Below are 25,300 nucleotides of genomic sequence, written 5' to 3' on the forward strand. Positions count from 1 at the left end.
CCTCAGGCGTTGATGATGAGTTTGGAAACGCAGGCGTGCTCGGCCTTGGCGTCGTTTTCGCCGCGCACGTAGATCTGCACGGACACGTCGTCGCGCGCGAAGTCCCAGTATTCGATGCGGTCATGCTTGCCGCGCGTGGCGCTGGACGCGAAGCCGGCGGCGCGCAGCGTGGCGGCATAGTCGTCGAAGTCGAGCGCGCAGATCGGCGCCATGTCGGCGTTGCTGCGGCTTTCGTCGTCGAACGAGAACATGATCCGCGAGGGCTTTTTGCCCGCGCCTTCGGGCAATGACACGAGGTTGTAGGCCCACGCGTCGGTGAGCTGGCCGCTGAAGCCGTATTCGTTGGTGTCGTCGGGATTGAATTCGACCTTGATGCCGGTGAGCTGTTCGATGCGGGCCGGGGCGATGTCGTCCGGTCCGTGGACGTTCTCGACGAGCTTCAGCACGCGTTGGCCGATGTCTTCCGCGTTGGTGGGAGTGTGCAGTTGGGTCATGGGAAACCTGTTCGCGTGGTGGGATGGGGAACCCGTCGGGTCGGGTCGGGCGGTCGGGGAGTCGCACGCGGCGCAGGCCAGCGCCAGGAGGCAGGTGGCCAATCCGGATGCGGCACGATTCATGCGATTACCGTGTGGGCGGGGCGATTGCGGTTCGGTCTGCCCCTTCGAACGCAGCAACCTGCTGGGGATTGAACGGAATGGGCGGCTGGAATCGGCCAAATGCCGCGACCGTTCGTCGGCGGTTGTCCTGCCTGGCCCAGCATGCTCGGGAACGGCATGCTCCGGAACGGCATGCTCAGAACAACAGGTTGACCACCAGCACGACGATGCCGGTGTAGAGCAGGCACAGCGGGCCGCCGACTTTCCACAGTTCTTTCGCGGTGTAGCCGGCGGGGCCGGTGATCATCGACATCACCGGATTGGACGCGGTCATGAAATTGTTCGAGGCCGACAGCGCCACGATCAGTGCGAACGAAGTGGGGTCGCTGCCGGAGGCCAGCGCCAGATTGATCGCGATCGGCACCATCACGATGGTGGCGCCGACATGGCTGATCACCAGCGAGAACGCGGTGGTCAGCAGGCCCAGCGCGATCTCCAGCAGCCAGTGCGGCGTGCCCTCGGGCAGGCGATCCAGCGAATGCGCCGCGACCCAGGCGGCGGCGCCGCTGGAATCCATCGCCCAGCCCAGCGGAATCAGGCAGGCCATCAGGAACACGGTCTTCCAGTTGATCGCGGCGTAGGCCTCGTCCATCTTCAGCACGCCGGTGATCAGCATGCCGGCAACGCCGGTCATCAGCGCCACCGACGCGGGGATGCGCGACGACAGCGCGATCAGCATGGTGATGCCGAAGATGGTCATGGCGATCTTGAACTTGTGCGGGCGCTGCTCGGCTTTCGGGTAATCGGTGACCGGCACGAAATCGCGGTTGCTCGCGGCCTGCGCCAGGTCCTGCCAGATGCTGTGCAGCACCAGCAGGTCGCCGGCGCGCAGCGGCTGCTCGCGCACGTTCTCGCGCAGCACCTGCTTGTCGCGGTTGATCGCGAGCAGCCGCAGGTTGTGCAGCTTGCGCAGTTGCAGCTGGGTGGCGGTCTTGCCGATGAAGGTGGACGTGGGCGGAACGACCGCTTCGGAAATGCCGGCGCGCGCCGGGTTGAACAGGTCGGCGAATTCGCGCAGCCGCGAGCTGCTGCGCAGGAAGCGGTTCTGTGCGAAATCGACGATGGCCTGGCGCGGGCCCATCACGCCGAGCACGCTGCCCACCCAGATCCGCGCATCGCCCGGCGGCGCCAGCCGCGAGTCGTTGCCGGTCTTCAGCGCGAGGATCAGCGGCGCGTCGTGCAGGTCTTCGGTTTCGCGCAGCGACATGCCCACCAGCGGGCTGTCGGCGGTGACGGTGAGCTCGTAGACATCGCCGTCGATGCCGTAGGCGCTGGCGAAATAACTTTCGGTGCGCGCCGGGGTGACCCCGGCATCGGCGGCGTTTTCGTGCAGGCGCTTGCCGCCGAAGAAATGGAAATACGCCAGACCCGCCGCCAGCAGCGCCAAGCCGATCGGCATGGGCGCGAACATCGGCAGCGGTTTCAACGTGGTCAAACCGGACGGCAGGTTGGCGTTGGCCGAAACCAGCAGATCGTTGAGCAGGATCAGCGGCGAATTGCCGACCATGGTCAGCGCGCCGCCCATCATGATCCCGGTCGCGATCGGAAACAGCAGCTGCGACAACGGCAGTCCGGTGCGCGACGACAAGCGCGACGCCACCGGCAGATACAGCGCCATCACCGACGGATTCTGCATCACGGCGGAGTTGATGCCGGCGATGGTCGAAGTGAACAGCAGCAGGCGATGCTCGACGCCGTGCGCGCGGCGCAGCAGCCACGCAGCGAGTCGATTCAGCGCGCCGGTTCGATCGAGCCCGGCGCCGAGGATCATGGTCGCGATCACGCTCATGACCGCGTTGCCCGAGAAGCCGTTGAACAGATCTTCCGGCGCGACCAGTCCGGTCAGGCCCAGCAGCACCAGCACCACCAGCGCGACCACATCCGCGCGCAGGCGCTCGAACAGGAACAGCACCATCGTCAGCACCGTCAGCCCGAGGACGAGCTGCATATCGCTGGTGAGGGTGAGGGTGTTCTCCATCGCTCAGTCGGTGATCTGTCGGGTCGTCTGGTCGATGGTCGGGTGGGTGGTCATGCCGTCGGCGTCCTTGTCGTACAACAGATCCCACACCCCGTGGCCGAGTTTCTGGCCGCGCGTCTCGAAATGCGTCTGCGGTCGCCAATCGGGGCGCGATACGTGACCGCGCGCACCGGCGCGATTGCGCAGCCCGGGCGTGGCGTCCAGCACGTCCCACATCTGTCCGGCGTAATCCTGCCAATCGGTGGCGAGGTGCAGACGGCCGCCGACGCGCAGTTTGCGGGCCAGCAGCGCAGCGAATTCCGGCTGCACCAGGCGGCGCTTGTTGTGGCGCTTCTTGTGCCACGGGTCGGGGAAGTAGATGCGGATTTCATCCATGCTGCCGTCGGCGATTTCATGGGACAGCACTTCCACCGCATCGTGGCGGTAGACGCGGACGTGATCGCTGCCGTCGTCGCTCAATGCATTCAACAGCCGGCCGACGCCGGGCGCATGCACTTCGATGCCGATGTAATCGCGCGACGGATCCTGCCTCGCGGCGAAACGCAGCGCCTCGCCGTTGCCGAAACCGATCTCGACCACGCGCGGCGCACTGCGGCCGAAGATCGCGTCGTAATCGCGCGCGCCGGCGGTGTAGTCCAGACCGAAGCGCGGCCAGAGTTCGTCGAACGCACGCTGTTGCGCCGGGCTGAAACGGCCTTGGCGCAGCACGAAGCTGCGGATCTTGCGTTGGCCGGGTTCGACCGTGAAGGGTTGGTCGTATGCCTGATCGGTGGCCATCGGCATCACGTGCCGCGCTTGCGGGATTTTGGGCCGGCCGGCTTGGCTTTCTCGGCCAAGGCCAGCAGCCCCAGCAGGGCTTCGTTGACGGCGTCCGCGTTAGGGAATGCCTGTGCGACACGGTCGTCCAGCAACACGAGATTCGTGCCTTTCGCGTATTTGCCCAAGTACTTGCCACGGACGCCGATGCCGAGGTCTTCACGCTTGTATTCGACCCGCATGGCTTCAGTCCTGCTCATAGATCGTTCGCTCGTGTCGAGTGGCCTTGCGTGCTGCGTGCGCTGATGATCCGGACCATGCGTCCACGTTCGATGTGCGCGACGACCAGCAGTAGATCCTGCAGCGACTGTCCGATGGTGATGAAGCGCGCTTCTCGAACGGAATGGTCCGGGTCCGGGAACGTGAGTGCGAGCGGGTCGCCGAACACGGTCGCGGCTTCTTCGAAGGATACGCCGTGCTTGCGCAGGTTGGCGGTCGATTTTGGCGCATCCCAATCGAATGTGAGCATGAGCCGGCCGTTTATCCGATCAACCCATCCACCGGCGACGACGCCGAGGCGTAGCGCTTGCGCGGGATGCGTCCGGCGAGGAAGGCGTGTCGGCCGGCTTCGATCGCCAGCTTCATCGCCAGCGCCATGCGCACCGGGTCCTTGGCGCCGGCGATCGCGGTGTTCATCAGTACGCCGTCGCAGCCCAGCTCCATCGCGATGGCGGCATCCGAGGCGGTGCCGACGCCGGCATCGACCAGGATCGGCACCTTCGCGTTCTCGATGATTTCCAGCAGGTTGTAGCGGTTCTGGATGCCGAGGCCGGAGCCGATCGGCGCGGCCAGCGGCATCACCGCGACGCAGCCGATCTCTTCGAGGCGCTTGGCCAGGATCGGGTCGTCGCTGGTGTAGACCATCACGTCGAAGCCGTCGGCGACCAGGGTCTCGGCGGCTTTGAGCGTCTGCACCACATCCGGGAACAGGGTGCGGGCGTCGCCCAGCACTTCCAGTTTCACCAGCGCGTGGCCGTCGAGCAGTTCGCGCGCCAGCCGGCAGGTGCGCACGGCATCGTCGGCGGTGTAGCAGCCGGCGGTGTTGGGCAGCAGGGTGTAGCGGTCCGGCGGCAGGACATCGAGCAGATTCGGTTCGCCCGGGTTCTGGCCGATGTTCGTGCGGCGGATCGCGACGGTGACGATCTCGGCGCCGGCGGCGTCGGTGGCGCGGCGGGTTTCGTCGTGGTCCTTGAACTTGCCGGTGCCGGTCAACAGACGCGAGCGATAGGACTTGCCGGCGATGACGAGCGTGTCGTCGTATGCGGGGAGTGCGGTCATCGCCCGATTATCGCCGATCGGTGCGCCGAACGCCGCTCCTGCAGGGGGCTCCGGGCCGATCACCCGCCGCCCAGCGCATGCACGATCTCGACCACGTCACCGTCCGCCAAGAGATGGCTGGCATGACGGCTGCGGGGGACGATCTCGCCATTCACCTCCACCGCGACCCGGCGCTCGGCCAGACCTTGGGCGAGGAGCAGGTCGGCGATGGTGCCGTGGGCGGCAAGGGCGAGGGGTGTGCCGTTCAGTCTGATATCCATTCGCGGATTGTCCCCCGTGCCCGGCGTCCTGCCCAGCGCCAGCGCGGGAACCATCGATCTCCGGGGGACTTGTCACACTTGAGTCACAAAGGGCTTCGTGAAAGGATGCGGCCACCATCCGGCGCCGTATCGCAGGAGCGCCGGGGCATTTCGCGGAAATTTCCGCCATTTTTTCAACCGTTCGGGAGTGGGGTATGTCTTTCAATCGTGGGGCCAAACGGCCCATCCGCAGTCTTCTTACGGTCGCCCTGATCGCGGCGACTGCAGCAGTGGCCGCACCGGTCTTCGCGGCCGGTCCTTATTCGCAGACGGTGTTCTTCGGCGACAGCCTGACCGACGCCGGCTTCTTCCGCCCGCTGCTGCCGGCCAGCGTCCGTCCGGTCACCGGCCAGTTCACCACCAACCCGGGATTCGTCTGGTCGCAGTACCTGGCCGATTTCTACGGCACCACCGCCGGCCCCAACGGTAATGGCCAGACCGGCACCAACTACGCCGCTGGCGGCGCCCGCGTGGGCATCAACACCACCGGTGCGCTGGGCCCGATCCCCTCGCTCGCCACCCAGGTCACCAACCATCTCGCCGCCAACGGCGGACGCGCGGACAGTCGTGCGCTGTACACCGTCTGGGGCGGCGCCAACGATCTGTTCGCGATCACCAATGCCGGCGCGCCGGCCAGCACCACCATCGCCAGTGCGGTGGCTTCGGAAGTCGGCATCGTCGGCCAACTGCAGGGTGCCGGCGCCAAGTACATCCTGGTCGCGACCGTGCCGGATCTCGGTCTGACGCCGGCCTTCCGTGCCCAGGGCGCGACGGCGCAGGCGCAGGGCACCGCGCTCACCACCACTTACAACAGTGCGCTCTTCGGTGCCCTGGCCAGCAATGGCCTGCGCGTGATCCCGCTCGACACCTTCAACCTGATCCGCGAAATCACCGCATCGCCGGCCGCGTACGGCTTCACCAACATCACGGGCACCGCCTGCCAGCCGCAGATCACCGCGAACTCGCTGACCTGCAACCCGACCAGCCTGGTGTCGCCGGATGCGCCGAACAGCTATCTGTTCGCCGATGGCGTGCATCCGACCAGCCGCGCGCACCAGATCCTGTCGCAGTACGCAGTCTCGGTGCTGGAAGCGCCGCGCCAGATCGCGCTGCTGCCGCACGCGACGGCCACGGTCGGCCGCGCCCGCGCCGATCGCGTTTCCGGCCATCTCGCCGGCAAGCCCGACAGCGACGGCATGCGCTGGTGGGTCGACGGCCGCGCCGATTTCCAGCGTTACGGCGACGGCAACACCTACGACGGCGTCGGCCCGGCCTTCACCGGCGGCGTCGATTGGACCCGCGGCAACTTCGTCTACGGCGGTTTCGGCGGCATCGGCCGCAACAGCTACGACTTCGGCCGTCGCGGCGGCGATTTCGACCAGACCGACGCCACGCTCGGCGGTTTCGCCGGCTGGTATGGCGAAAACGCCTGGGTCAACGGCCAGCTCAGCTACTCGATGGTCAGCTACGACGTGAATCGCGAAGTGTGGCTCGGCCCGGTCATGCGCAGCCATACCGGCTCGCCCGACGGCAGCAACCTCAGCTTCGGCGTCAGCACGGGTTACAACTTCACCGGCGAAGCGCTCAGCCACGGCCCCGTCGTCAGCGTGTTGGCGCAGCAGGTCGATGTCGACGGCTATGCCGAAAACCAGCCGACCCTGTCCACCTCGCTGGCCTACCCGGACCAGAGCTTCGATTCGCTGATCACCAGCCTCGGCTGGCAGGCCAGCTACAAGATCAACGACCACCTGACGCCCTATGGCCGCTTGACCTGGGACGTGGAGCATGAAGACCAGGCCAAAGAAGCGTTCGCGCGCTCGCAGTCGATCGCCGGCAGCCTGCCCTACGCCGTACCGGGCCAGACCTTCGACGACACCTACGTGACCCTGCAGATGGGCGCCCGTACCGAACTGTTCGGTCTGGACGCGAACATCGGTCTCAACGTGAGTGCGGCGCAGGACCGCGGCAACGACGCCACCCTGTTCGCCACCTTCGGCAAGCAGTTCTGATGCCGGGCGGCATCGCGGCCCCCGGCGATGTTTCCGGAGGCCGCGACAGCCGCTAAGATGAAGCCCTACGCGGGTGTAGTTCAATGGTAGAACTGCAGCTTCCCAAGCTGCTAGCGTGGGTTCGATTCCCATCACCCGCTCCAAGTACACAAAAACGGCGGCCCGCAGGGGTCGCCGTTTTTTTGTGCGTTCGCTTCAGGCCAATAAAGTGGTGACGCAGTGAAAGGTATTTGCGGTGCCTGCCGGGGCGAGCTGGGATAGCGGCTGGGTCGTGATCTTGTTAGAGAACGGCTGTCGGAAAGATGCCGTGAAGGTAGGTGAGAAATTTCTGGTTGTAGGTGTCCCGGTTTTCGCTGGCAATGGGGCTGTGACTGGAACGATGCGACGCAATAGTCCCTCCACCAAGAGCCTCGCTTCCATCACATAAATTTATGTGTCATTCTACATGAGACTATGTAGATCAAATCGACGTGGTATGCCATATTCGGTATTTCTTGCGGAGTTGCAGAGGATTGGCCTAAGCGTTCGCGCGTTTGCCGAACTGATAGGCATGAATCCAAATTCGATTTCCAACTACGCGCGCGGTGGCGAACTTCCCGCCCATATTGCGCTGATTGCCGTTCTCGTCGTCGCGGTCAGTGAGATGGGTGGAGACTATCGTCAGGCCATGTCCAAGGTCACGCTCACGCCAAAAAAACCGCGTGGTGGTGCCCGACGAGGGCGCTTTGGAGGTGACCCGCAGCAGGGCATGGAGTTCTGAGTTATGACGAAATCCCAGCAAAAAAACAAAAGGGAGCTCACGGCATATGCCATGCCTCTTTCAAGCTATACGAGTAGAGCAAGCTGATGGCTGACATCACCGCATCGCTTGGTGACTTTGGTGCCGACCCAGCAGCATTGCACTTATTCGACGTTGACGGCCCAGAACTGTTGCCTTACGCAACAATTTTAGCTGCACGGCGTGGTGGCGATACGGCGCTTAGCGTTATCAGCGCGGTCTATGAATGGCAGGGTGCGCCTCTGATATTTCTTGTGAACGCTGACTCACTTGAAGGGGAGAGCCAACTTCATCGCATACGTCGCCTACTCGCCATGCGTGGGGATGCTCCCTATCTTGGTGTCATAGCGCCAGGACATCTTGACGTATACCGCATTGAGCTCGACAAGAGATCCCTTCAACAAGCCAAGATTGAGGTGGGGAGTAATGGTCGCAATAAATTTGCAACGCTTTCGCGACTTGGCAATCTACGCCCAGGCGCCGCGATCAGCCAGCGAGGCTGGATTTCGAATGTTGTTTTGAACCTTCTCACCAGCTCAATTAATGGGCTTATAGAATTGGGAAAAATTTCGGACGAGGATGCCATCTCCTTAGTTGGTAGAGCGCTGTTTACTCGGTTCCTTGCTGATCGCGACTTATTGCCCAACGGGATGTCCGTGACAGGGACTGCAGCCAGCCTTTTCGACAATCGTTCGACAGCAGAAAGCACATCGAAATGGCTTGACTCTACGTTCAATGGCGATTTGTTACCGCTATCGAAAACCGTTTTCGCAAAACTTCCGAAGCAGGCATACTCTATTTTGGGAGATGTGCTGAGGCGAGCACCAGATAGCCAACTTTTTCTTGGCTGGGAGGAGAAGTGGGATAATCTTGATTTCGCCCACATTCCCGTAGGCGTCTTAAGTCAGGCCTATGAGCTCTACCTGCGCAATCATGCGCCTGATCGACAAAGGCGCGAGGGAGGGTACTACACTCCGCGCACTATTGCGGATCTGATGGTCAGAGCGTCCTTTCGGGCACTGGAGCGCAACGGCGCTAGCAGCGGCGCCAAGGTTCTCGATCCTGCAGCAGGAGCAGGTGTCTTTCTGCTGACTGCGTTTCGCGAGCTCGTGGGCGAGCGTTGGCGTGTCGATGGGAAGCGGCCCAGCACGGGGATTCTCAGATCGATTCTCTACCGCCAAATAACCGGCTTTGACATCAATGAGGCTGCTCTGCGGTTTGCTGCGCTGGGCCTATATCTCATATCAATTGAGCTTGATCCTAACCCTAGACCAGTTGATAGACTGGGTTTCAAGAATCTTCGCGGAACCGTACTACATAGACTGGAAGCAGATGGTCAGACTAGTGGCTCGCAACTCGGCAGCCTCGGCCCACTCGTTGGTAAGCAGCATGTCGGAAAGTACGATCTAATTATCGGCAATCCACCATGGGCTAGTAGTACAAAGTTGCGCGATTGGCATTTAGTGCGTGCAACTGTTGCCCGCATTGCAGTCAGCAGAAATACCACTAACCCAAGCCCTCCTTTACCTAATGAGGGGCTTGATCTTCCCTTTGTTTGGCGAGCCATGGAGTGGGCAAAACCGAACGGCCAGATTGCATTCGCGCTCCATGCCCGGATTCTCTTCCAGCAGGGCGACGGGATGGCGGAGGCTCGCCGGGCATTGTTCGAGGCGCTTGACGTCACATCAATCATCAATGGCGTTGAATTGAGGCAAACCAAGGTATGGCCTGAAATTTCAGCGCCATTCTGCATTCTGATTGCAACAAATAAGGTGCCTGGTGTCGGTGCCGGCTTTCGCCTCATTAGCCCTAGATTGGAACAGGCGCTGAATGATGCGGGCAATATGCGAATCGATGCGCTCAACGCTGAACTTGTTCCATCATCAAAGCTTGGTGAAATGCCAGATATTCTGAAGATCTTGTTCAGAGGAACGAAAGCAGATCTTGGGATAGTGGAGCGCATCCGCGCACAAGGGCATCCCACGTTGGAAGCTTATTGGCGCCGGAACATTGGCGAGACGAATCGAGGCCTACTAAAAGGAAGTGGAAACGGTTATCAACGGCTTCGGCAGAGCAGCCGGGTGCGCATGAAAGGCGATGGTTTGCCAGGAGTAGATGCGCGCTATCTCCACGGTCTGCTGGAACTGACCGGCGAAAGCTTTACTGGCCCGTTCATTGATAGCAGTGTCTTAGATGCTTTCTCACACAAACGCATCCATGACCCTAGAGCTATCGAGCTTTTCGCTGGGCCACTAGTCATCGTTCACAAGTCCCCGCCTGCTGCAACAGGGCGGATCGGGGTTGCTGTTTCCGATGGTGGCGTGATTTTCAACGAAACGTTTTACGGATACAGCCCACATAAACACCCCGAGGCTGCCACATTCGTACGTTATATCACCCTCATACTAGGGAGCAAGCTGGCAGCTTGGATGGCCCTCGTCACCAGCGGCGAATTTGGCTTCGAGCGTGAGGTCATTGAGAAATCAACTATTGACCGTATACCCATCCCCGACTTCGGTGCAATAGCTCTCGTTCAGCGCACTGAAATCTTCCAGCTGTTCGATAAGTTGTGCATTGGAGAAGCTTCTTGGAGTGATGTCGATGAATGGGTGGCCCATCTTTATGGACTTGGGGGGCGCGACTTGCAGGTTATCTCAGACACACTTGACTACAACCTGCCTTTCTCCGAGAACAAGCGCAAGGCCCAGAGCCCACCAGAATCTGTGGGTAAGACAAACTTCCGAAATGTTCTTACTAAAGAAATTTCCCCTTGGTGTAAGCGATTCGGCACATCATTTGTAGTGCATGAGGTAACTCAGCTCACTAGCTCACCTTGGCACGGCATTGAGTTGCGGTTCGGCGATATCAGGCCATCACAAACAGTTTCTGCAAGTGATTGGGCAGGGTTGCTGCGCGCTGCAGATGAGGTTGCGGGTTCGGAAATCATGATTCAAGCCGATGAAAACAGATTATTGATAGGGCGGCTTGCCCAGCAACGCTACTGGACTACAACCCAGGCACGTCTGTTAGCGCAACGAATCATCTGGTCACACTTGGATGTGTTAAGAGGACAAGCCCGGACATGAAGTCTTCCGCCATTCGTCCCCGCCCAGATCAGATTGGTGAGTTGACGCGTGGCTTGCGACTGCCACTACCCGCTATCGATGTGGCATATCTAGAGATTATTGCCGAAAGTCTATCTCGCGCGTTCGATGATGTTCGTGCCAACAGCCCGGTGGTGGTGGCTTCTGGCAGCGAGGCGGAAGTGACAGCCTTGCTGGAAACGCGTCTGAATGCATTGCTTGAACAGGATCCTTTTTGGGGGCAGCTGGTGATGTGCGTCGTTAGGGGAAAGGAGACCGTTAGCTTTGACGGCTCGCATCTTGAGAAGCGGCCAGACCTTTCGATCTATCTCTCTAATCGAGAACGTAACTTTCCATTGATCGCTGAGGCCAAGATCCTTGATTCCACCGCAGCGAAAACTGAAACAATGTACTGCAATAAAGGATTGTGCCGTTTTCTGGACGGTGACTACGCATGGGCAAACCAGGAAGCCTTCATGGTTGCCTATGTCCGCGATGGCTCCTCGATCAATGGCAAGCTAGTTCCATTCCTAGCAAGTGCCATGATGAAGACACCACCTCTCTACTCGGTGGAAGTGCTTCCCTATCCTCCTAAGAGCGGAGTTGGGCATCTTGCTTGCTCAAGGCATAGCAGGAGCTTTGTCTACAACAACCAAACGCCACCTGCGAGTCCAGGCCCGATCAATATTTTGCATCTGTGGTTATCGTAGTGAACAGACTGAGCGTCAGGCCGCATCAGCCATCTCTGTACTGAACGCGGGCCGCCACTTAAATCATTCAAGTGACCGTCCCGGATGCGGACATCATCCGCTAATTCAATGGCCTCTTGGCAGCCCGCCGGGGAACAGCAGTTGCAGATCCGTCCGCGATAGAAACCTAGGACACCCACTTTTTTAATCCGTAGCCGTGCGGTCGATTGACGCAATGTGCCATAGCGTGCGCTTAGCATTTCGCTCTTCCGGTTCAATGCCCGAGGAAGGCGAACAACGGCTTCACTGGTCGTCGAACCAAAGCCATCGAACAATCGCACCACCCCAACACACCCACCCATCACCCGCGCTCCAGCACCCCACAACGCCGCAACACCGCACGACAAGTCGGCGGCGAAACATCCAGATCCAAACGCAGTTGCACGACATCTTCAGTGCAGACCGGGGCGGCGTTCCGATGCAAGAGCGTGATCCGTCCTCCGAAACCGGGATCGCCCAGCGCGGCTTCGGCCAGCAGATGCAGCACGTGCACCAGATAGCGTGGCCAGTCGAGTCCGGTGACGTCCACTTCCAATTCCCAGCGTCCCTCGCTGTCGTCCCAGATCACGTCGGTCGCGGTGTCTGCGGCGGGGCCATCGCGGGTGCGTAGCGGAACCAGCAGGTCTGCGATGCGGGGATGCCGGGCTTCGGCATCGATCAAGGCAAAACCCAGTGCGTCCGACTCGATGCAGGTCAACAACGGTGCGACGGCGGTGCGGGTGGGATTGCCGCGAACAGACGTACTTTTGTGAAATTGGCCAGCCAGGCCGAGCGTTCGCTGGCGGGCTGTTTCGCCAGCAGGCGAGCGAGGCCGCGTGCCAGGGCCTGCATGTCGGGTTTGCGCAGGCCCCGTGCGTGCAGGAAGTAGAGGCGGAAACCCAGCCGGATTTCGGCGCTGCTGGCGCCGACGGCAACGCGCTGGTGGAACTCAGGCCATCCGCAGTCCCTTCGGCCCGGGATCATCTTGCGTCGGATTGTTCTGTGCCTGTGCCAGCATCTGTGCCTGCTGCTGAGCCAATATGTCGACCTTCTGCAGCGATTGTTCGACCGGGCGATCGATCGCTTGCGCCACATCGGTCATCGCGCGGCGCGCCGCCGGATCGGACGGGTCTTGCCCTTGCACGACGAACAGCAGCGCTCCGGCGGCGACCTGCGACCCATCCTGCTGGCGCTTGCCGGTCTCATTGATCGCGAGATGGTCGGCGGAGGTGATGCCGGCCGCTTTGGCGTCGTGGAATGCGCCCATCGCCAGTCGTTCGCTGGTCGCATCGAAGCCGCGTCCGCGTTCCGTATCGATGCCCGCCACGCCACGCTCGATCTGTTGGTAGAGACGATGATCGGGACAGTTGGGATCACGCGGGTCTGGAAGGCGAGTCGCCAACGATGCCAAGGATATCGCCGTCGTCATCGAATCAGCGCGAGCGTCGTGGTTCTGTTCCGAATGGCGTTCGGTCGCATGCGGTGTCGCGCCCATGCGCGTCTGCGCATGCTCGATATCGTCTGGCGCCGTAACGGCAGCAATCGTGTAAGTCTTACCGTCTGTGTCCAGGCGCAGGCTGGCCAACTCGTGCCGGCCATCGGCCTGTGGTCGTGCTTGCAATGCGGTCGTCGCCGGGTCCAGTCCATTCGCATCCCATGTCGCACGCACGGCGACGGCCGCGGCGGAGACCTGCTCGGCACTCGCATCGACGCCCGCGTTGCGATACGCGCCCGCGACCGTATCGCGCAAGCGCGCATCGGCGTCCATCGGCGGCACGGGCGGGATCTCGCGCGGAGGCGGCAGGCGCGCCTGCAATACCTCGCGGGTCGCTTCCAGTTCGTCGTGCAGTCGGCCACTTGCGGTGGCGTCGACGAGCATGCCGTCGCTGACCCAGCGGCCATTCGCCTGTCGTTGATACCGATCACCGTCCGAAGCCACCAGCGTGTCGGTATCGGTGCATGGCGCACGGCGTCGGGCATCTCGCCATGCGCCTTCCAGCCGTTGCGGATGTAGGCATCTTCGTAGCGCGCCGCGATCGAGGCCGGGCTGTTCGTCGCGTTCTCCACCACGATCTGCGCCGCTTGCCGGTCCAGGCGCTCGGCGCGCGCTGCATCGGCGGTTTCGGTCGAATACGGCGTCATCCCGCGCTCGACGAACGGGCCGTAGACCTTGCGTTCCCACTGCCCATTCTCGGGATCGCGTTCCCAATTCGATGGCTGACTGCTCGGCGCATCGCCCGCTTCGGCGGGCAGCGAGAACGGCTCGCGCTGCGACGGCGGGCCGCGCAGAACCAATTCCACTGAGGCACTGGTCGCTTGATAGTTGAGCGCGTTTTCGGTTGCAGGTGAAGCGCGCAGATCGCCGCGCCGGGCATTGTCAATGCTGTCGTCGGTGCTGTCGATCGGCGCGCTTCGTCGCCAGCCCTCGGTGGGCTTGTCCGGGTCGTAGCTCCAGGATTGGCCGGCGAGTTCCTGGTTGTAGATGCGACGGTTGTCGGTCCACTCGGCGATTTTCTCGCCCGCGAAGACGCCCGCGACACCGCCGATGGCCCCGGTGACCAACAGGCCAGGACCCGATTCGACGCCTGCGACAGCACCGGCTGCCATGCCGATGCCGGCACCCGCCCAGCCACCGACGCTGCGCGCGCCGAAGTGGATCAACTCCGACTCGGCGCCCGTGCGATTGCCTTCACCCGCCAATCGATGCGCCGTGCGGACGCTGTCGGCACCGTCATAGACTTCCAGCGCGAGTCCGGCGACGCCGAGAGCACGCCCAGCTTGTATGTGTGCAGGGCGAACGCGATGGGGCGCGTCGATCTCCGGCGACGCAAAGTCGTATCTGGACGCACGCAGACGCGGGCTGTCTTGAAATACCTGTTGCGCGTCGTAGCCGGCACTGTAGCGAGCGTGGTCTTCGGTGCTGATGAATTTCTGTTCGTACGCCTCATCCAGCAATTCTTTACTCATCGATCGATGCGCGTCGGGATGGTGACGCATGATCTGCTCGGAATCGAAATACTTGTCGTCCGCCCAGAGGCGGGTGACACGGCCAGCTTGGTTCTCGCGCTCGGCGACTTCGAGCATGGAAATTTCGCCAGCGTTGACGCGAGTGATTTGGCCGGTTCGTAGTTTGTGTTCGGTGTCGGGGGCAGAGACTATGGTGACTTTTCTGTCGGCGATGTATTGCAGAAGTTCGTGCTTGAGCGGGCCGTCTTCGATTTCGTCCAAGACCGTTTTTGTGATTGCAAAATTGCGATCCTGTTCCTTTGCCGCATCCAGATAAGTATCAAGCAGTTCCGGGCCGCCTGCACGATAGGCGTAAACAAGGCTGTTGGTATCAGCGAGGAAGTATCCGTTGCTCATTGAGGTTCCTTTCTCATCCGATTAAATGGGCGCGGGCGTAATCACGGACTTTGCCGAACAACGTACCTAAATCAACGAATTCAAGGCCTGGAAGCCAACGGTCTGCAAGTCGACGCGCTCTCCAAGCCAACTCACCTTCAATTTCATTATTCTCACGTTCCTGTCTCAAGAACTCGGCAAAGTCATCGGGCATTTCCTGCTTGAAGTGCTCGACGAATGCAGCGACTTCCTCGTCGGTCCATTGGCGCCATTTCGCACGTTCTGTCATGACTTCTTCGTAATCAGCCACCATTTCGTCAAATATCTGTTCGTTAGATTTTCTGCGTTTCCAAGGGCGGTTGAGATACCGCAGGATGTTCGCCTTCAAATTCTCATCTGTTAGCGCATCGATCTTGCCTTGCAGTTCGGGGCTTATGTGGTTGTCTGCGTTCATGGCGGCACTCTTGTTTGAGCAAGGATTGATTTCAATTGATTTCTCATATGCGCCATGCGCATGCATATTGCGGGCTTGAACGGGGAATGGATGACGCTCAGGCGATCCATCAGGAGATACACTGCTGGCAGAGATACCTCCCGCTTCTGTCCGCTTCGATGGCGCAGCCGCATTGTTTGCAGCGGTTCTGCAGATAACCGGGAATCCCATAACAGCGCCAGGAGACATCGTTCGACGGCGCGTAGTGCTCAAGATCGGCATCCTCTTCCGTCATATCGAAAAAAAAGTCCACACGCCTTCCATCGCTCGCAACAATCCACTCAATGTAGTCCCATTCATTAGCGTCGTTGAAGACTGCGATACGCCATCCGTTGCTCGCGTTGTACCCGACCACACCCGCATAGACCCACTGAGGCTCTTGCATGGGCGTCAGCACGATCTCTCCAGATTCGATCGCGCGAAGGAATGAAAAAATATCTTCTTTGCTGATGGCTAGCGTCATACGTCTCCCTTCTGCGCAGGCAGGCCACCGGCGGGCAGCGACCCGAGCACGTGCATCGTCCGTTCGTTGATCGCATCCACATCCCGCAGCAACTGCAGGTCGTTCAACGGGTCGCTGCGGTTCGTGCGCAGACCGGGGCGAGATGTGTGCTGATCGTGATCCTGTGTGGGCATCTGCGATTCCTTCGGCATGCCCTGAATGTTACCCGGCGAGGGGGGCTCGATGGGTGGCTGGTGGAATTCCCTGCACATTCCCCCAAAAAAGTCCTTCCAAAACAATGCCTTGACGGGAAGAAATAAAAAGCCCGTTTTCTGCCTGTCCTTCTTCCTGCTTTCTTCCCGTCCGATCCATAGTGTGTGTCTCGCCCGCTGCAACCGCAGCCTGTCGAGAACCAAGCCATGCAAGACCGTACCGCCGCGCACGCCGCCCCCGGGGGAAGCGCGCGCCTTCGATGAGAACCAACTCGCCCGACGCTGGGACATCTCCGTCCATACGCTGCAGCAAAGGCGCCGGATGGGTATCGGTCCGATCTACCTGAAGCTCGGCAACCGCGTCAGTTACCGCCGCGAGGACATCGAACAGTACGAACGTCAGGCGCTGCGTCGCGGCACCGGCGAACGCGCGTTCGCGTGAGGACGACAGAAACCACAGAAACCTAGGAAGAAACCTAGGACACCCACTTTTTTAATCCGTAGCCGTGCAGTCGATCGACGCAACGCGCCATAGCGTGCGGTTCGCATTTCGTTCTTCAGGTTCAAGACTCCGAGCAAAGCGAACAACGGTTTCGATTGGATGTCACTGGTCGTAGAACCAAGCTGTCGAACAATCCATAGCACCCCAACACACCCGCCCATCACCCGCAATCCACCACCCCACAACGCCGCAACACCGCACGACAAGTCGGCGGCGAAGTATCCAGATCCAAACGCAGTTGCACGACGTCTTCCGTGCAGACCGGGGCGGCGTTCCGGTGCAAGAGCGTGATTCGTCCTCCGAAGCCGGGATCGCCCAACGCGGCTTCGGCCAGCAGATGCAGCACGTGCACCAGATAGCGTGGCCAGTCGAGTCCGGTCACGTCCACTTCGAGTTCCCAGCGTCCGTCGCTGTCGTCCCAGATCACGTCGGTCGCGGTGTCTGCGGCGGGGCCATCGCGGGTGCGTAGCGGAACCAGCAGGTCTGCGATGCGGGGATGCCGGGCTTCGGCATCGATCAAGGCAAAACCCAGTGCGTCCGACTCGATGCAGGTCAACAACGGTGCGACGGCGGTGCGGGTGGGATTGCCTGCGAACAGACGCACTTTGGTGAAGTTGGCCAACCAGGCGGAGCGTTCGCTGGCGGGCTGTTGCGCCAGCAGGCGAGCGAGGCCGCGTGCCAAGGCCTGCATGTCGGGTTCGCGCACGACGACGAACAGGGTGCGGCGCTCCGAGACTTCTGTAGCGGCGTGTGCGACCGACGCCAGGCGCCGGGCCATCAGGAGTTCATGCAGGGATGGCATTACAGCAGGCATTGCAGCACCGCGTGTCGAAGGCCGGGCGCGGCTTTCTTCTGTTCCAGCACCGCAAGGGCGCCGTAGACATTCGCACTGCCATCGCGCTTCATGAGTTTTTCGAGCGCGGTGCGGTCGTCGGTCGTCAGCGGCGCTGGCTCGTGCACGTCGAGCAGGCGTCGTGCGCGTTCCAGGCATGCGCCGAGGCCTTCGTCCGAGTAACTGTCGGGTTTGCGCAGGCCCAATGCGTGCAGGAAGTAGAGGCGGAAGCCCAGTCGGATTTCGGCGCTGCTGGCGCCGCCGGCCACGCGCTGGAGCAGACGCGCGCCGGTGTATTGCTCCCATCCCCCCTGTTTGGCGCTGAGCACCTGCCCATCGAGCGGCACGCGCGTGAACCCGACGCGGCGGCATTGCACGCCAAGCCGTTGCAGCACGCGCATCAATGCCTCGTAGTCGCGTTCGATGCCGGAATCATGGTAGAGGCAGACACTGTCGTGATGCGGCGCGCGATCGAGCAGATCGCGCAGGATGGCGAGGATGTAGTTGGACAGCCCGTGCTCCGACATCAGCAGGCGCAGAGGACGCCCTTCGTCTGTCAGGTCGAGATGGACGCCGCCGCCGAAGCGGCGCTGGTCCAACAGCATGTCGTGCGCGTCGAGCCGTTCAAGTACCGCTTCCTGATCGAGGCCGAACGGCGCGGAATGGAACAGCGCATCACCGGCCAGGCCAAGGGTGGCGAACACCTCGCCCCACAGCGCGAGGATCCGGCCCGATGCGGGATGGACGTAGCCCTCCGTTTCGATACGGCGGGCATAGGTGGCGATCCGATCGGCGGAAGGCAGTGTGCCGGTGCGGTGACAGTCGATATACAGCGCGCCGATGTCGCCTTCGCCCATGGTGCTGAAATCGACACCGCTGTGTTCGCGGTCGAGATAATCCCAGAAGCGGATGGTCTGCAGCGAGATATCCCAGGGACGGCGGTTGTGCCAGATCGCGCCGGGCGTGAACAGGCCTTCGAAACGCTGCATGAAATCCAGCAGCAATACGCCTTTGAGATGCGACGGGGTGAGCGGCTTGGTGGGTGTGATGCCGATGGGCGCGTAGAGCGTGCTCATGCCGCCGGACCATCCTTGGCGAAGTCTTCGCGCAGCCAGGCACGGAGTTGCGCTTGCACCCGCTCCGGCGCTTCGCTGTTGTCGACGATGCGATGCGCCAGGCGTCGCCCCAACTGCAGTTCGTCCTCGAAGCTGGCGAGACGCGAGCCGATGTCGCCATCGCGTTCGACGCGCGCGCGCAGGTGGGCCTCCACGCGCGCGCGCGGCGCCTCGACCTGATAGACGATATGCGCAGGAAAATAGTGGGGCAGGCGCTGCAGCAGCATCGCGCGCAACATCAGGACGCGAATACTGTTGCCATCGTCCTCCAGCGCTTCCCTCGGCAGGCCGTAACGCGCCTCGAGGCCGAACAGTTGCACGGTCTCCAGGAAAAACCCCGCCTGCTCGCGCGCCGTGAATTCGTCGTCGTCGATGAAGACATGGTCGGCGTTGGCAGGGTCCTCGTAGTGCCGCGACTTGCGCGTGGTCCAGGTGGGCACCAGCCGCACCTGGCCTTCCTGGCGCAACGGCGCGAACAGCGTGCTCTTGCCGACGCCGGAGGGGCCGATCACCACCAGGATCTTGGACATCGATGGACTCACGCGGGCAGCAGGGGTTGCAGCGCGATGACTGCGACGACGGGCACGAAGAAGTTGTCCACGCCTTTGTGCGAGAAGGCTTCGACCAGCGTCAGGATCGCGCTGACCGCGACCCCGGTCAGCAGCGCCGCCATCGGCGGCAGGCCTGCGAACACTGCGGTCGGCCACAGGATGGCCAATCCGGACAGGAAGAACGCCACGCTGCCGACATAGGATTTGGCATGGCCGAACAGCGTGTAGCGACGCTGCCCGTAAGCGCTCCCGATCAGGCTGGCCAACGTGTCGGAGATGCACAGGACAAGATAAGCGGCAAGGAAAGCGGGATACGGAACGCCGATCGCTGCGACCGCGACCACCGACAGCGGCAGCATGAGATCGCCGTAGGATGTCCGCTCCACCGCCATGACGGAGCGCATCAGCACCGTGCGGCGCAACAGTGCGAGTGCGATGACACTGCCCACCGCGATCAGCAGGAGCTGGTGATGATCGATACCGAACAGCGGGAACGCAGCAATCAGCAGACAGGTGCTGACATGCACGGATTTGCGCGAGACCTCTGCGGAGGCGCCGCAGCGATGCACGATGTCGCCGAGCAGACAGCAGGCGATGATGCCCAGGACGAAGAGGATCACCGCGCCGGACTCACGATGCGGTCCTTGACCTGCGGCGGACGCAGACCCGCAGCGACGCGGTCGCACCACTGCCGCGTGAAATGATCGGGCGGCACCTGCCGTACCTCGCCCAGCGGCGTGCCGGCGATCGCCGCGTCCGCAGCATAGGCTTGGCGCAGCGTCGCCTCGCAGATGACGGCGTCTTGCGTGTCGTCGCAGGCGATCAGCAGGTCGAGTACGCCTCCCGCCGCAGGCACGAACGTGAAGTTGCGCACGCGCAAGTCGTGCTCGGTGCTGTGACGGCGGATGAAGCGCAGCAGCGCCGACTCGGGCACGGACGCGACCGGCGTGATGCGTCCGGCATAGGCGACGGTGGGCACTGCGCCCGCGTGACCCGTCACTTCCAGCAGGTCGCCCAGCACGTAGCGGCAGAAGCCTCCGGCTTGCGTTGCCACGACGGCATAGGACGCGCCCTCGCGCAGTTCGTCGAGCCGCAGCGGCGTCTGCGTCGTGCCGTCCTGCACATCCAGGAACTCGAAGAATGCGGCGTTGTAGGCCATGACGCCGCGCAGGCCGTCCGGCAGCAGGTGCAGGGCCAGCGGCACTTCCGAGGCGGCCAGCGGCGCCGGCACCACTACAACATCGGTGCCGTAGTCTGCGAGAACCTGCGGCAAATAGACTCCGGCGATACCTTCGTCCCAGCAGATCAGGCGTTCGACCCGTGGCCACACATCCATCGGCAGCAGGCGTCCGCGCGCGGCGCGGCGCGCAGCGAGCTGCGCGGCCAGTGCGGGATCGGGCGCCATCACCGGGCGACCCGCGAACGTGCCGGCGGCGACGTCGGCGCACAGGCGCTCGGCATTGGTCTCGATCAGATGCGGCACGGCAGCGAGGATGGCGGGATTGATACCGACGAACTGGCGGATGTCATGGCCTGCCGCCATGCGGATGCGGAAGTAAAGGCGCTCGAGGTCGGCTGCGATGTCCGCCGGCACCGTGGCCCAGGGACCTTGCGTACCCGGCTCCATCAGGGCCTCGCTGCCGAACTCGTTCGCCAGATTCACCTGGCTGAGACCGACATGCGGCATGCCACCGGTGAGAACCGAGGTGTCGCGCAGCGGATCCCACTTGAAGTTGATGGTGAGGTCGCGACTGGCCATCAGCCCCGGATGGGCGCGCATGGTGCCCTCGAGATACGTCATGTAGAAAGGATTGAACGCTTCCGCAAAATAAGCGCGCGGCAGTGGCAGCACCTTGGCCTTGCCGGCGGTGCTGCCGCTGCTGGAAATGAAACGGAAGACATCGCCGGGGAACAGCACATCGCGCTCGCCGGCGACAATGCGGTCGACATACGGGCGCAGGTCCTCGTAGCGGCGCAACGGGACCCGACGCCGGAAGTCGGCCAGGTTGTTGATGTGCTCGAAACCATGTTCGCGACCGAAGGCGGTGCCGCGGCCACGCTCGACAAGGCGCGAGAGCACCTCATCCTGAGTGCGCGTCGCGGTGTCGAGGCCGCCGATGAATTGCGCATAGTGTTGGCCGTGTCCAATGCCCATGACGGATGCTTCCAGCTCGAATGGATGAATCTTCCGGACTTTCATGGGCACCCATCGTTTGCGTGACGCATGGTGCCCGCCGGACTATACAAGCAACACGTCTTCCGTGTGAACCATGCGGGTTTCGGGTTTCTCCTCGCGCGTCGGCATATCCCGACCCGGCATCAAGGCCGGAAGAGGGCGTGCCTGGCCTGGGCCACGCCGTGCGGCACACTGGAGTTTTATCCGGCTCGTTGAGCGGATGTCTGAGCGGTATCGGGAACGGGAAAGGGTGATCCGTTTCCCTCGCCTGTTCCCGGGATGCCAACGGCGGCCCTCACTGGCCGCCGTTCTTGTTTGCGAACCTTGTGTGCGGACGTCGCGTTTCGCGCAGGAACTGTCATCATCGTTGCGGCAGGCTTTAGCTGCCGTCCGCACGCGCCCGGAGCGCCGCATGAAGCTCGCCATTCTGTCCCGCAACAGCAAACTCTATTCGACCCGCCGGCTGGTGGAGGCCGCGCGTGCGCACGGGCACACCGCGCGGGTGCTCGATCCGCTGCGCTGCTACATGCGCATCGCGTCCGACGGGTTCGACATGCATTACAAAGGTCGCCCGCTGGCCGGTTACCAGGCGGTGCTGCCGCGGATCGGTGCGTCGATCACCCGGTATGGTTCAGCGGTCCTGCACCAGTTCGAGCTGATGGGCAGCTACACCCCGAACCCCGCCGATGCCATCGCCCGCGCCCGCGACAAGCTGCGCGCGCACCAGCTGTTGGCGGCGCAGGGCATCGGCATGCCGACCACGGTCTTCGGCGACAACCCGGACGACACCGTCGACCTGCTGTCGATGCTCGGTGCGCCGCCGCACGTGATCAAGCTCAACGAGAGTTCGCAGGGCGCCGGGGTGATCCTGACCGAGAAGCCGTCGGCGTCGCGCAGCGTGGTCGAAACCCTGCGCGGGCTCTACGCGAATTTCCTGGTGCAGGAGTTCATCGCCGAAGCCGAAGGCGCCGACCTGCGCTGTTTCGTGGTCGGCGACGAGGTGGTTGCGTCGATGCGCCGGCAGGCGCCGAAGGGCGACTTCCGCTCCAATCTGCATCGCGGCGGTACCGCTGAGGCGGTGCAGGCGACCGAAGATGAGCGCGCGGTGGCGATCCGTGCCGCCAAGGTGCTCGGCTTGGGCGTGGCGGGCGTGGACCTGATCCGCGCCCGGCGCGGCCCACTGGTGCTGGAGGTCAATGCCTCGCCGGGGCTGGAAGGGATCGAGGCGGCCACAGGGGTGGATATTGCCGGAAAAATCATCGATCTTCTGGCAAATGGCGTTCAAATGAGCGCAACACACAAAGCCCCGAAACGGTGACGGGAGCCCGAAAGGATCCTGTCATCTGTTTTTAACGGCCCTTTAATCGCCCCGGGCGTAGCGTGTACTGACCGAATTCTGTCACCACACCCACCCTCGTCAGGGCGATGCAGAACCGGTAATCGGGGTTACACCCAATTGTTCGGCCCGGGCGGCCCATGCCGTCCGGGCCATTTTTTTCGATCGCGAAACGGGCAAGTTGTCCCCAAGCCACCGCCCCCAAGCCGACGATGATGCATCGCGCACGGCGTACCTGTCGCAGGTGCAGTCGCATGAGCGCCGTGTGCCAGAATTGCAGGCGCGCTGCCCATGGCTCGCGCCGGGGACTTTGGGAACCGAACGCACGCCGACCGGTCACAGCAGCACCTTTGAGGATCCACCGCCCATGCGCATACTCGTGATCGAAGACAATCAGGACATCGCCGCCAATCTGGGCGATTACCTCGAAGACCGCGGCCATACCGTCGACTTCGCCGCCGATGGCATCACCGGCCTGCATCTGGCCATCGTCCACGAATTCGATGCGATCGTGCTCGACCTCAACCTGCCCGGCATGGATGGTCTGGAGGTCTGCCGCAAGCTGCGCGGCGAGGCCCGCAAGCAGACCCCGGTGCTGATGCTCACCGCCCGCGACACTCTCGACAACAAGGTCGCCGGCTTCGAGTCCGGCGCCGACGATTACCTGATCAAGCCGTTCGCGCTGCAGGAAGTCGAAGTCCGCCTCAATGCCCTGGCGCGACGCGGCAAGGGCAACCAGACCCGGGTGCTGGAAGTGGGCGATCTGGAATACAACCTCGACACGCTCGAGGTACGCCGCCAGGGCAAGCTGCTGCAGCTCAATCCGACCGCGCTCAAGATCCTGCAGTCGCTGATGGAAGCGTCGCCCGCTGTCGTCACCCGGCAGGAGCTGGAAACGCGCGTGTGGGGTGAAGAGCTGCCCGATTCCGACAGCCTGCGCGTGCATATCCACGGCCTGCGCGCGATGGTCGACAAACCATTCCCGGTGCCGCTGATCCAGACCCGTCACGGCATCGGTTACCGCATCGCCGTGCCCGATGCCAGCGCCTGAGATCGCGCCATCGCGGCGGCGTAGACCGGCTTACCGTCGGCGGCTGCGCAGCCGCATCATCCTGTCGTTCGTATTGCTGGGGTTCGGGCTGACCACGCTGTTCGCGATCGCGACGCAGTGGACGCGCAATCGGGTCGAGAACGCGCTGGTCGAAGACCTGATGAACCGCAACATCGAAGAGGCGGCGAAGCAGTTCAAGAACGATCCGTCCAATCCGCAGTTCGCCGTCGATCAGATCCGCGCTTTCGTTTACACGCCGGAAAAATTCGACTCCGTGAGGATCAATCGGCCGGAGTGGTACGCGCTGTCGGACGGCATCACCAGCATCACCGGCACCGATGAAACCGGCAATCCGCTCAGTTACAAACTGGCGGTCCGCAAGACGCCCGATGCCTGGTTCTTCCTCGCCTACGACATGACCCGCGCCAGTCGCGGCGACGCGCAGTTCAACCGCGCGATCTTCGGCTCGGTCGGGCTGTTCTCGCTGTTCTCGCTGCTGGTCGGCTGGTGGGCGGCGTCGCGGGTGATGAGCCCGGTGACCGAACTCGCGCAGCGCCTGCGTCGCTCGGGCCGCAGTGCCGAACCGGAAGCGCTGGCGTCGCACTTCGCGGAGGACGAGGTCGGCGAGCTTGCGAAAGCGCTGGATGATTACGCCGAACGCCTGACCGACGTGGTCAAGCGCGACCGCGAGTTCAACGCCGACGTGAGCCATGAATTGCGCACGCCGCTGGCGGTGATTCGCGGCGCATCCGAGCTGTTGCTCGCCAAGCCCGACATGGACGACAAGACCCGGGCACGCTTGCAGCGGGTGCAACGCGCCGAGCAGCAGTGCACCGATCTGATCAGCGCGCTGCTGCTGCTGTCGCGCAACGAGCGCGGCCACGGCGCCGCCGATGTCGGCCGTCTTGCGGAGCAACTGCTCGACGCGCACCGCACCCAGCTCGGCGGCAAGCCGCTGACGCTGCGCATGGAAGGCGCGGTCGGCCAGGTGGTCGTCGATGCGCCGGACGCGGCCGTGACCGTGGCGCTCAGCAACCTGATCGGCAACGCGGTGAAGTACACGCAGCAGGGCGAAGTGGTGGTGCGCCTCGGCGACAACGCCGTCGAAGTGATCGACAGCGGTCCTGGTCTCAGCGCCGAAGACGCGGCGCGGCTGTTCGAGCGTGGGTATCGCGGCAGTCATGCCGAACATACCCAAGGCGGCGGGATTGGTCTTTCGATCGTGCGTCGTCTTTGTGCGCTGTACGGTTGGCGCGTGCGGGTGGTGCCGGGGCAGGAGCGTGGCGTGATTGCGACGTTGACGTTCGGGGTTTGATCAGCTGCTTTTTATACCCAGATCCCCGCTTCCGAGAACTGCGGAAACCAGCGTTTCCGAATATCTTCGATATCCGAATTAGGCTCTGTTGTTCTAGGCGCTTTATAGCGTATCGGTAACGCATGGCGCCTTTTTCGCGCTGGTGCGCGAGTGACTTTCTTTTTGAAAAGAAAGTCACCAAAGAAAACACTTCAAGTCCACTTCTAAACTGCCATCTGAGGCAAAGCCGGGATTTTTCGATGAGACATCCTTGTCTCATCGAAAAACGATGCACATCCTGTGCATCGCCCTCTGGGTCTACGATCAAG

25 protein-coding genes, 1 tRNA gene and 1 pseudogene are annotated in these 25,300 nt (G+C 62.4%); 9 read left to right on the plus strand and 18 right to left on the minus strand.

What is annotated here, in order from left to right; genetic code table 11:
* Nucleotides 1-2: 2 nt before the first annotated feature.
* From HOP03_09665 to thiS, 7 genes and pseudogenes are all read right to left on the minus strand, one after another.
* Entirely contained in the window at nt 3-494 is a 492-nt protein-coding gene (locus HOP03_09665; protein NOT88440.1) for a hypothetical protein, read from the minus strand.
* 298 nt (nt 495-792) lie between these two features.
* Nucleotides 793-2,634, minus strand: a complete 1,842-nt coding sequence (locus HOP03_09670; GenBank protein ID NOT88441.1) for an SLC13 family permease — start codon at nt 2,632-2,634, stop codon at nt 793-795.
* A gap of 3 nt (nt 2,635-2,637) precedes the next feature.
* Entirely contained in the window at nt 2,638-3,417 is a 780-nt protein-coding gene (gene trmB / locus HOP03_09675; GenBank protein ID NOT88442.1) for a tRNA (guanosine(46)-N7)-methyltransferase TrmB, read from the minus strand.
* Nucleotides 3,417-3,650, minus strand: a complete 234-nt coding sequence (locus HOP03_09680) for a hypothetical protein (protein NOT88443.1) — start codon at nt 3,648-3,650, stop codon at nt 3,417-3,419. Before HOP03_09680 ends, trmB begins: the two co-directional genes overlap by 1 nt.
* Nucleotides 3,637-3,919 (minus strand): annotated as a pseudogene (locus HOP03_09685) (BrnT family toxin). The gene HOP03_09680 and the pseudogene HOP03_09685 overlap by 14 nt, the downstream one beginning before the upstream one ends.
* Nucleotides 3,920-3,930: 11 nt before the next feature.
* A complete protein-coding gene (locus HOP03_09690; protein NOT88444.1) occupies nt 3,931-4,728 on the minus strand; it encodes a thiazole synthase in 798 nt (265 codons plus the stop codon).
* 59 nt (nt 4,729-4,787) lie between these two features.
* Nucleotides 4,788-4,988, minus strand: a complete 201-nt coding sequence (gene thiS / locus HOP03_09695; GenBank protein ID NOT88445.1) for a sulfur carrier protein ThiS — start codon at nt 4,986-4,988, stop codon at nt 4,788-4,790.
* Between the two features lie 194 nt (nt 4,989-5,182).
* On the opposite strand from thiS, the gene HOP03_09700 reads away from it, so the two are divergent.
* The 5 genes from HOP03_09700 (at nt 5,183) to HOP03_09720 (ending at nt 11,607) form a co-directional block, all read left to right on the plus strand.
* Nucleotides 5,183-7,036, plus strand: coding sequence for an autotransporter domain-containing protein (locus HOP03_09700; protein NOT88446.1), 1,854 nt, complete (start codon nt 5,183-5,185; stop codon nt 7,034-7,036).
* Nucleotides 7,037-7,105: 69 nt separating this feature from the next.
* Nucleotides 7,106-7,179, plus strand: a tRNA-Gly gene (locus HOP03_09705).
* A 332-nt stretch (nt 7,180-7,511) separates the two neighbouring features.
* Nucleotides 7,512-7,796, plus strand: coding sequence for a helix-turn-helix domain-containing protein (locus HOP03_09710; protein NOT88447.1), 285 nt, complete (start codon nt 7,512-7,514; stop codon nt 7,794-7,796).
* 86 nt (nt 7,797-7,882) lie between these two features.
* Complete coding sequence (locus tag HOP03_09715) at nt 7,883-10,900, plus strand: N-6 DNA methylase (GenBank protein NOT88448.1); 3,018 nt, start codon at nt 7,883-7,885, stop codon at nt 10,898-10,900.
* Nucleotides 10,901-10,959: 59 nt separating this feature from the next.
* Nucleotides 10,960-11,607 carry a hypothetical protein gene (locus HOP03_09720; GenBank protein NOT88449.1) on the plus strand — a complete coding sequence of 216 codons (648 nt, stop codon included), beginning with the start codon at nt 10,960-10,962 and terminating at the stop codon, nt 11,605-11,607.
* Nucleotides 11,608-11,947: 340 nt separating this feature from the next.
* Here the strand turns inward: HOP03_09720 and HOP03_09725 are convergent, their stop codons facing one another.
* The 6 genes from HOP03_09725 to HOP03_09750 form a co-directional block, all read right to left on the minus strand.
* Complete coding sequence (locus tag HOP03_09725; protein NOT88450.1) at nt 11,948-12,346, minus strand: hypothetical protein; 399 nt, start codon at nt 12,344-12,346, stop codon at nt 11,948-11,950.
* 228 nt (nt 12,347-12,574) lie between these two features.
* A complete protein-coding gene (locus HOP03_09730) occupies nt 12,575-13,027 on the minus strand; it encodes a hypothetical protein (protein NOT88451.1) in 453 nt (150 codons plus the stop codon).
* A 23-nt stretch (nt 13,028-13,050) separates the two neighbouring features.
* On the minus strand, nt 13,051-14,988 hold the full coding sequence (locus HOP03_09735; protein NOT88452.1) for a hypothetical protein: 1,938 nt from the start codon (nt 14,986-14,988) through the stop codon (nt 13,051-13,053).
* A gap of 13 nt (nt 14,989-15,001) precedes the next feature.
* The gene (locus HOP03_09740; protein NOT88453.1) at nt 15,002-15,421 is read right to left on the minus strand and encodes a hypothetical protein; all 420 of its coding nucleotides are present in this window, start codon (nt 15,419-15,421) and stop codon (nt 15,002-15,004) included.
* Nucleotides 15,422-15,530: 109 nt separating this feature from the next.
* A complete protein-coding gene (locus HOP03_09745) occupies nt 15,531-15,923 on the minus strand; it encodes a hypothetical protein (GenBank protein ID NOT88454.1) in 393 nt (130 codons plus the stop codon).
* Entirely contained in the window at nt 15,920-16,096 is a 177-nt protein-coding gene (locus HOP03_09750) for a hypothetical protein (protein ID NOT88455.1), read from the minus strand. The genes HOP03_09745 and HOP03_09750 overlap by 4 nt, the downstream gene beginning before the upstream one ends.
* A 307-nt stretch (nt 16,097-16,403) precedes the next feature.
* On the opposite strand from HOP03_09750, the gene HOP03_09755 reads away from it, so the two are divergent.
* Nucleotides 16,404-16,556: a DNA-binding protein gene (locus tag HOP03_09755; protein NOT88456.1), complete on the plus strand. Its 153-nt coding sequence runs from the start codon at nt 16,404-16,406 to the stop codon at nt 16,554-16,556.
* Nucleotides 16,557-16,776: 220 nt separating this feature from the next.
* On the opposite strand, the gene HOP03_09760 is transcribed toward HOP03_09755, so the two are convergent.
* Genes HOP03_09760 through HOP03_09780 form a run of 5 tightly spaced genes read right to left on the minus strand, consistent with a single transcriptional unit; the run spans nt 16,777 to nt 21,269 of the window.
* Nucleotides 16,777-17,394, minus strand: coding sequence for a hypothetical protein (locus HOP03_09760; protein ID NOT88457.1), 618 nt, complete (start codon nt 17,392-17,394; stop codon nt 16,777-16,779).
* A gap of 23 nt (nt 17,395-17,417) precedes the next feature.
* Nucleotides 17,418-18,524: a hypothetical protein gene (locus tag HOP03_09765; protein NOT88458.1), complete on the minus strand. Its 1,107-nt coding sequence runs from the start codon at nt 18,522-18,524 to the stop codon at nt 17,418-17,420.
* On the minus strand, nt 18,521-19,093 hold the full coding sequence (locus tag HOP03_09770; GenBank protein ID NOT88459.1) for a hypothetical protein: 573 nt from the start codon (nt 19,091-19,093) through the stop codon (nt 18,521-18,523). The genes HOP03_09765 and HOP03_09770 overlap by 4 nt, the downstream gene beginning before the upstream one ends.
* An 8-nt stretch (nt 19,094-19,101) precedes the next feature.
* Complete coding sequence (locus HOP03_09775; protein ID NOT88460.1) at nt 19,102-19,734, minus strand: hypothetical protein; 633 nt, start codon at nt 19,732-19,734, stop codon at nt 19,102-19,104.
* On the minus strand, nt 19,731-21,269 hold the full coding sequence (locus HOP03_09780; GenBank protein ID NOT88461.1) for a hypothetical protein: 1,539 nt from the start codon (nt 21,267-21,269) through the stop codon (nt 19,731-19,733). Before HOP03_09780 ends, HOP03_09775 begins: the two co-directional genes overlap by 4 nt.
* A gap of 433 nt (nt 21,270-21,702) precedes the next feature.
* Here HOP03_09780 and rimK point away from each other — a divergent pair, with 433 nt between their 5' ends.
* The 3 genes from rimK to HOP03_09795 all read left to right on the plus strand — a co-directional run bounded on the left by rimK (nt 21,703) and on the right by HOP03_09795 (nt 24,992).
* Nucleotides 21,703-22,608, plus strand: coding sequence for a 30S ribosomal protein S6--L-glutamate ligase (gene rimK / locus HOP03_09785; GenBank protein ID NOT88462.1), 906 nt, complete (start codon nt 21,703-21,705; stop codon nt 22,606-22,608).
* 385 nt (nt 22,609-22,993) lie between these two features.
* On the plus strand, nt 22,994-23,677 hold the full coding sequence (locus HOP03_09790) for a response regulator transcription factor (protein NOT88463.1): 684 nt from the start codon (nt 22,994-22,996) through the stop codon (nt 23,675-23,677).
* On the plus strand, nt 23,664-24,992 hold the full coding sequence (locus HOP03_09795; protein NOT88464.1) for a HAMP domain-containing histidine kinase: 1,329 nt from the start codon (nt 23,664-23,666) through the stop codon (nt 24,990-24,992). The genes HOP03_09790 and HOP03_09795 overlap by 14 nt, the downstream gene beginning before the upstream one ends.
* Nucleotides 24,993-25,300: the final 308 nt, after the last annotated feature.

Source organism: Lysobacter sp. (genome assembly GCA_013141175.1).
In the GTDB taxonomy this organism is placed as follows: Bacteria; Pseudomonadota; Gammaproteobacteria; order Xanthomonadales; family Xanthomonadaceae; genus Lysobacter_I.

What these genes read in the sequence shown, in the direction of transcription:
- HOP03_09715 (NOT88448.1), top strand. Translation starts at nt 7,883, where the DNA reads ATGGCTGACATCACCGCATCGCTTGGTGACTTTGGTGCCGACCCAGCA.
- HOP03_09760 (NOT88457.1), bottom strand. Translation starts at nt 17,394, where the DNA reads ATGGCCCGGCGCCTGGCGTCGGTCGCACACGCCGCTACAGAAGTCTCG.
- HOP03_09795 (NOT88464.1), top strand. Translation starts at nt 23,664, where the DNA reads ATGCCAGCGCCTGAGATCGCGCCATCGCGGCGGCGTAGACCGGCTTAC.
- HOP03_09680 (NOT88443.1), bottom strand. Translation starts at nt 3,650, where the DNA reads ATGAGCAGGACTGAAGCCATGCGGGTCGAATACAAGCGTGAAGACCTC.
- trmB (NOT88442.1), bottom strand. Translation starts at nt 3,417, where the DNA reads ATGCCGATGGCCACCGATCAGGCATACGACCAACCCTTCACGGTCGAA.
- HOP03_09745 (NOT88454.1), bottom strand. Translation starts at nt 15,923, where the DNA reads ATGACGCTAGCCATCAGCAAAGAAGATATTTTTTCATTCCTTCGCGCG.
- thiS (NOT88445.1), bottom strand. Translation starts at nt 4,988, where the DNA reads ATGGATATCAGACTGAACGGCACACCCCTCGCCCTTGCCGCCCACGGC.
- rimK (NOT88462.1), top strand. Translation starts at nt 21,703, where the DNA reads ATGAAGCTCGCCATTCTGTCCCGCAACAGCAAACTCTATTCGACCCGC.
- HOP03_09665 (NOT88440.1), bottom strand. Translation starts at nt 494, where the DNA reads ATGACCCAACTGCACACTCCCACCAACGCGGAAGACATCGGCCAACGC.
- HOP03_09735 (NOT88452.1), bottom strand. Translation starts at nt 14,988, where the DNA reads ATGAGCAACGGATACTTCCTCGCTGATACCAACAGCCTTGTTTACGCC.
- HOP03_09690 (NOT88444.1), bottom strand. Translation starts at nt 4,728, where the DNA reads ATGACCGCACTCCCCGCATACGACGACACGCTCGTCATCGCCGGCAAG.
- HOP03_09770 (NOT88459.1), bottom strand. Translation starts at nt 19,093, where the DNA reads ATGTCCAAGATCCTGGTGGTGATCGGCCCCTCCGGCGTCGGCAAGAGC.
- HOP03_09700 (NOT88446.1), top strand. Translation starts at nt 5,183, where the DNA reads ATGTCTTTCAATCGTGGGGCCAAACGGCCCATCCGCAGTCTTCTTACG.
- HOP03_09710 (NOT88447.1), top strand. Translation starts at nt 7,512, where the DNA reads ATGCCATATTCGGTATTTCTTGCGGAGTTGCAGAGGATTGGCCTAAGC.
- HOP03_09740 (NOT88453.1), bottom strand. Translation starts at nt 15,421, where the DNA reads ATGAACGCAGACAACCACATAAGCCCCGAACTGCAAGGCAAGATCGAT.
- HOP03_09750 (NOT88455.1), bottom strand. Translation starts at nt 16,096, where the DNA reads ATGCCCACACAGGATCACGATCAGCACACATCTCGCCCCGGTCTGCGC.
- HOP03_09670 (NOT88441.1), bottom strand. Translation starts at nt 2,634, where the DNA reads ATGGAGAACACCCTCACCCTCACCAGCGATATGCAGCTCGTCCTCGGG.
- HOP03_09765 (NOT88458.1), bottom strand. Translation starts at nt 18,524, where the DNA reads ATGAGCACGCTCTACGCGCCCATCGGCATCACACCCACCAAGCCGCTC.
- HOP03_09780 (NOT88461.1), bottom strand. Translation starts at nt 21,269, where the DNA reads ATGGGCATTGGACACGGCCAACACTATGCGCAATTCATCGGCGGCCTC.
- HOP03_09790 (NOT88463.1), top strand. Translation starts at nt 22,994, where the DNA reads ATGCGCATACTCGTGATCGAAGACAATCAGGACATCGCCGCCAATCTG.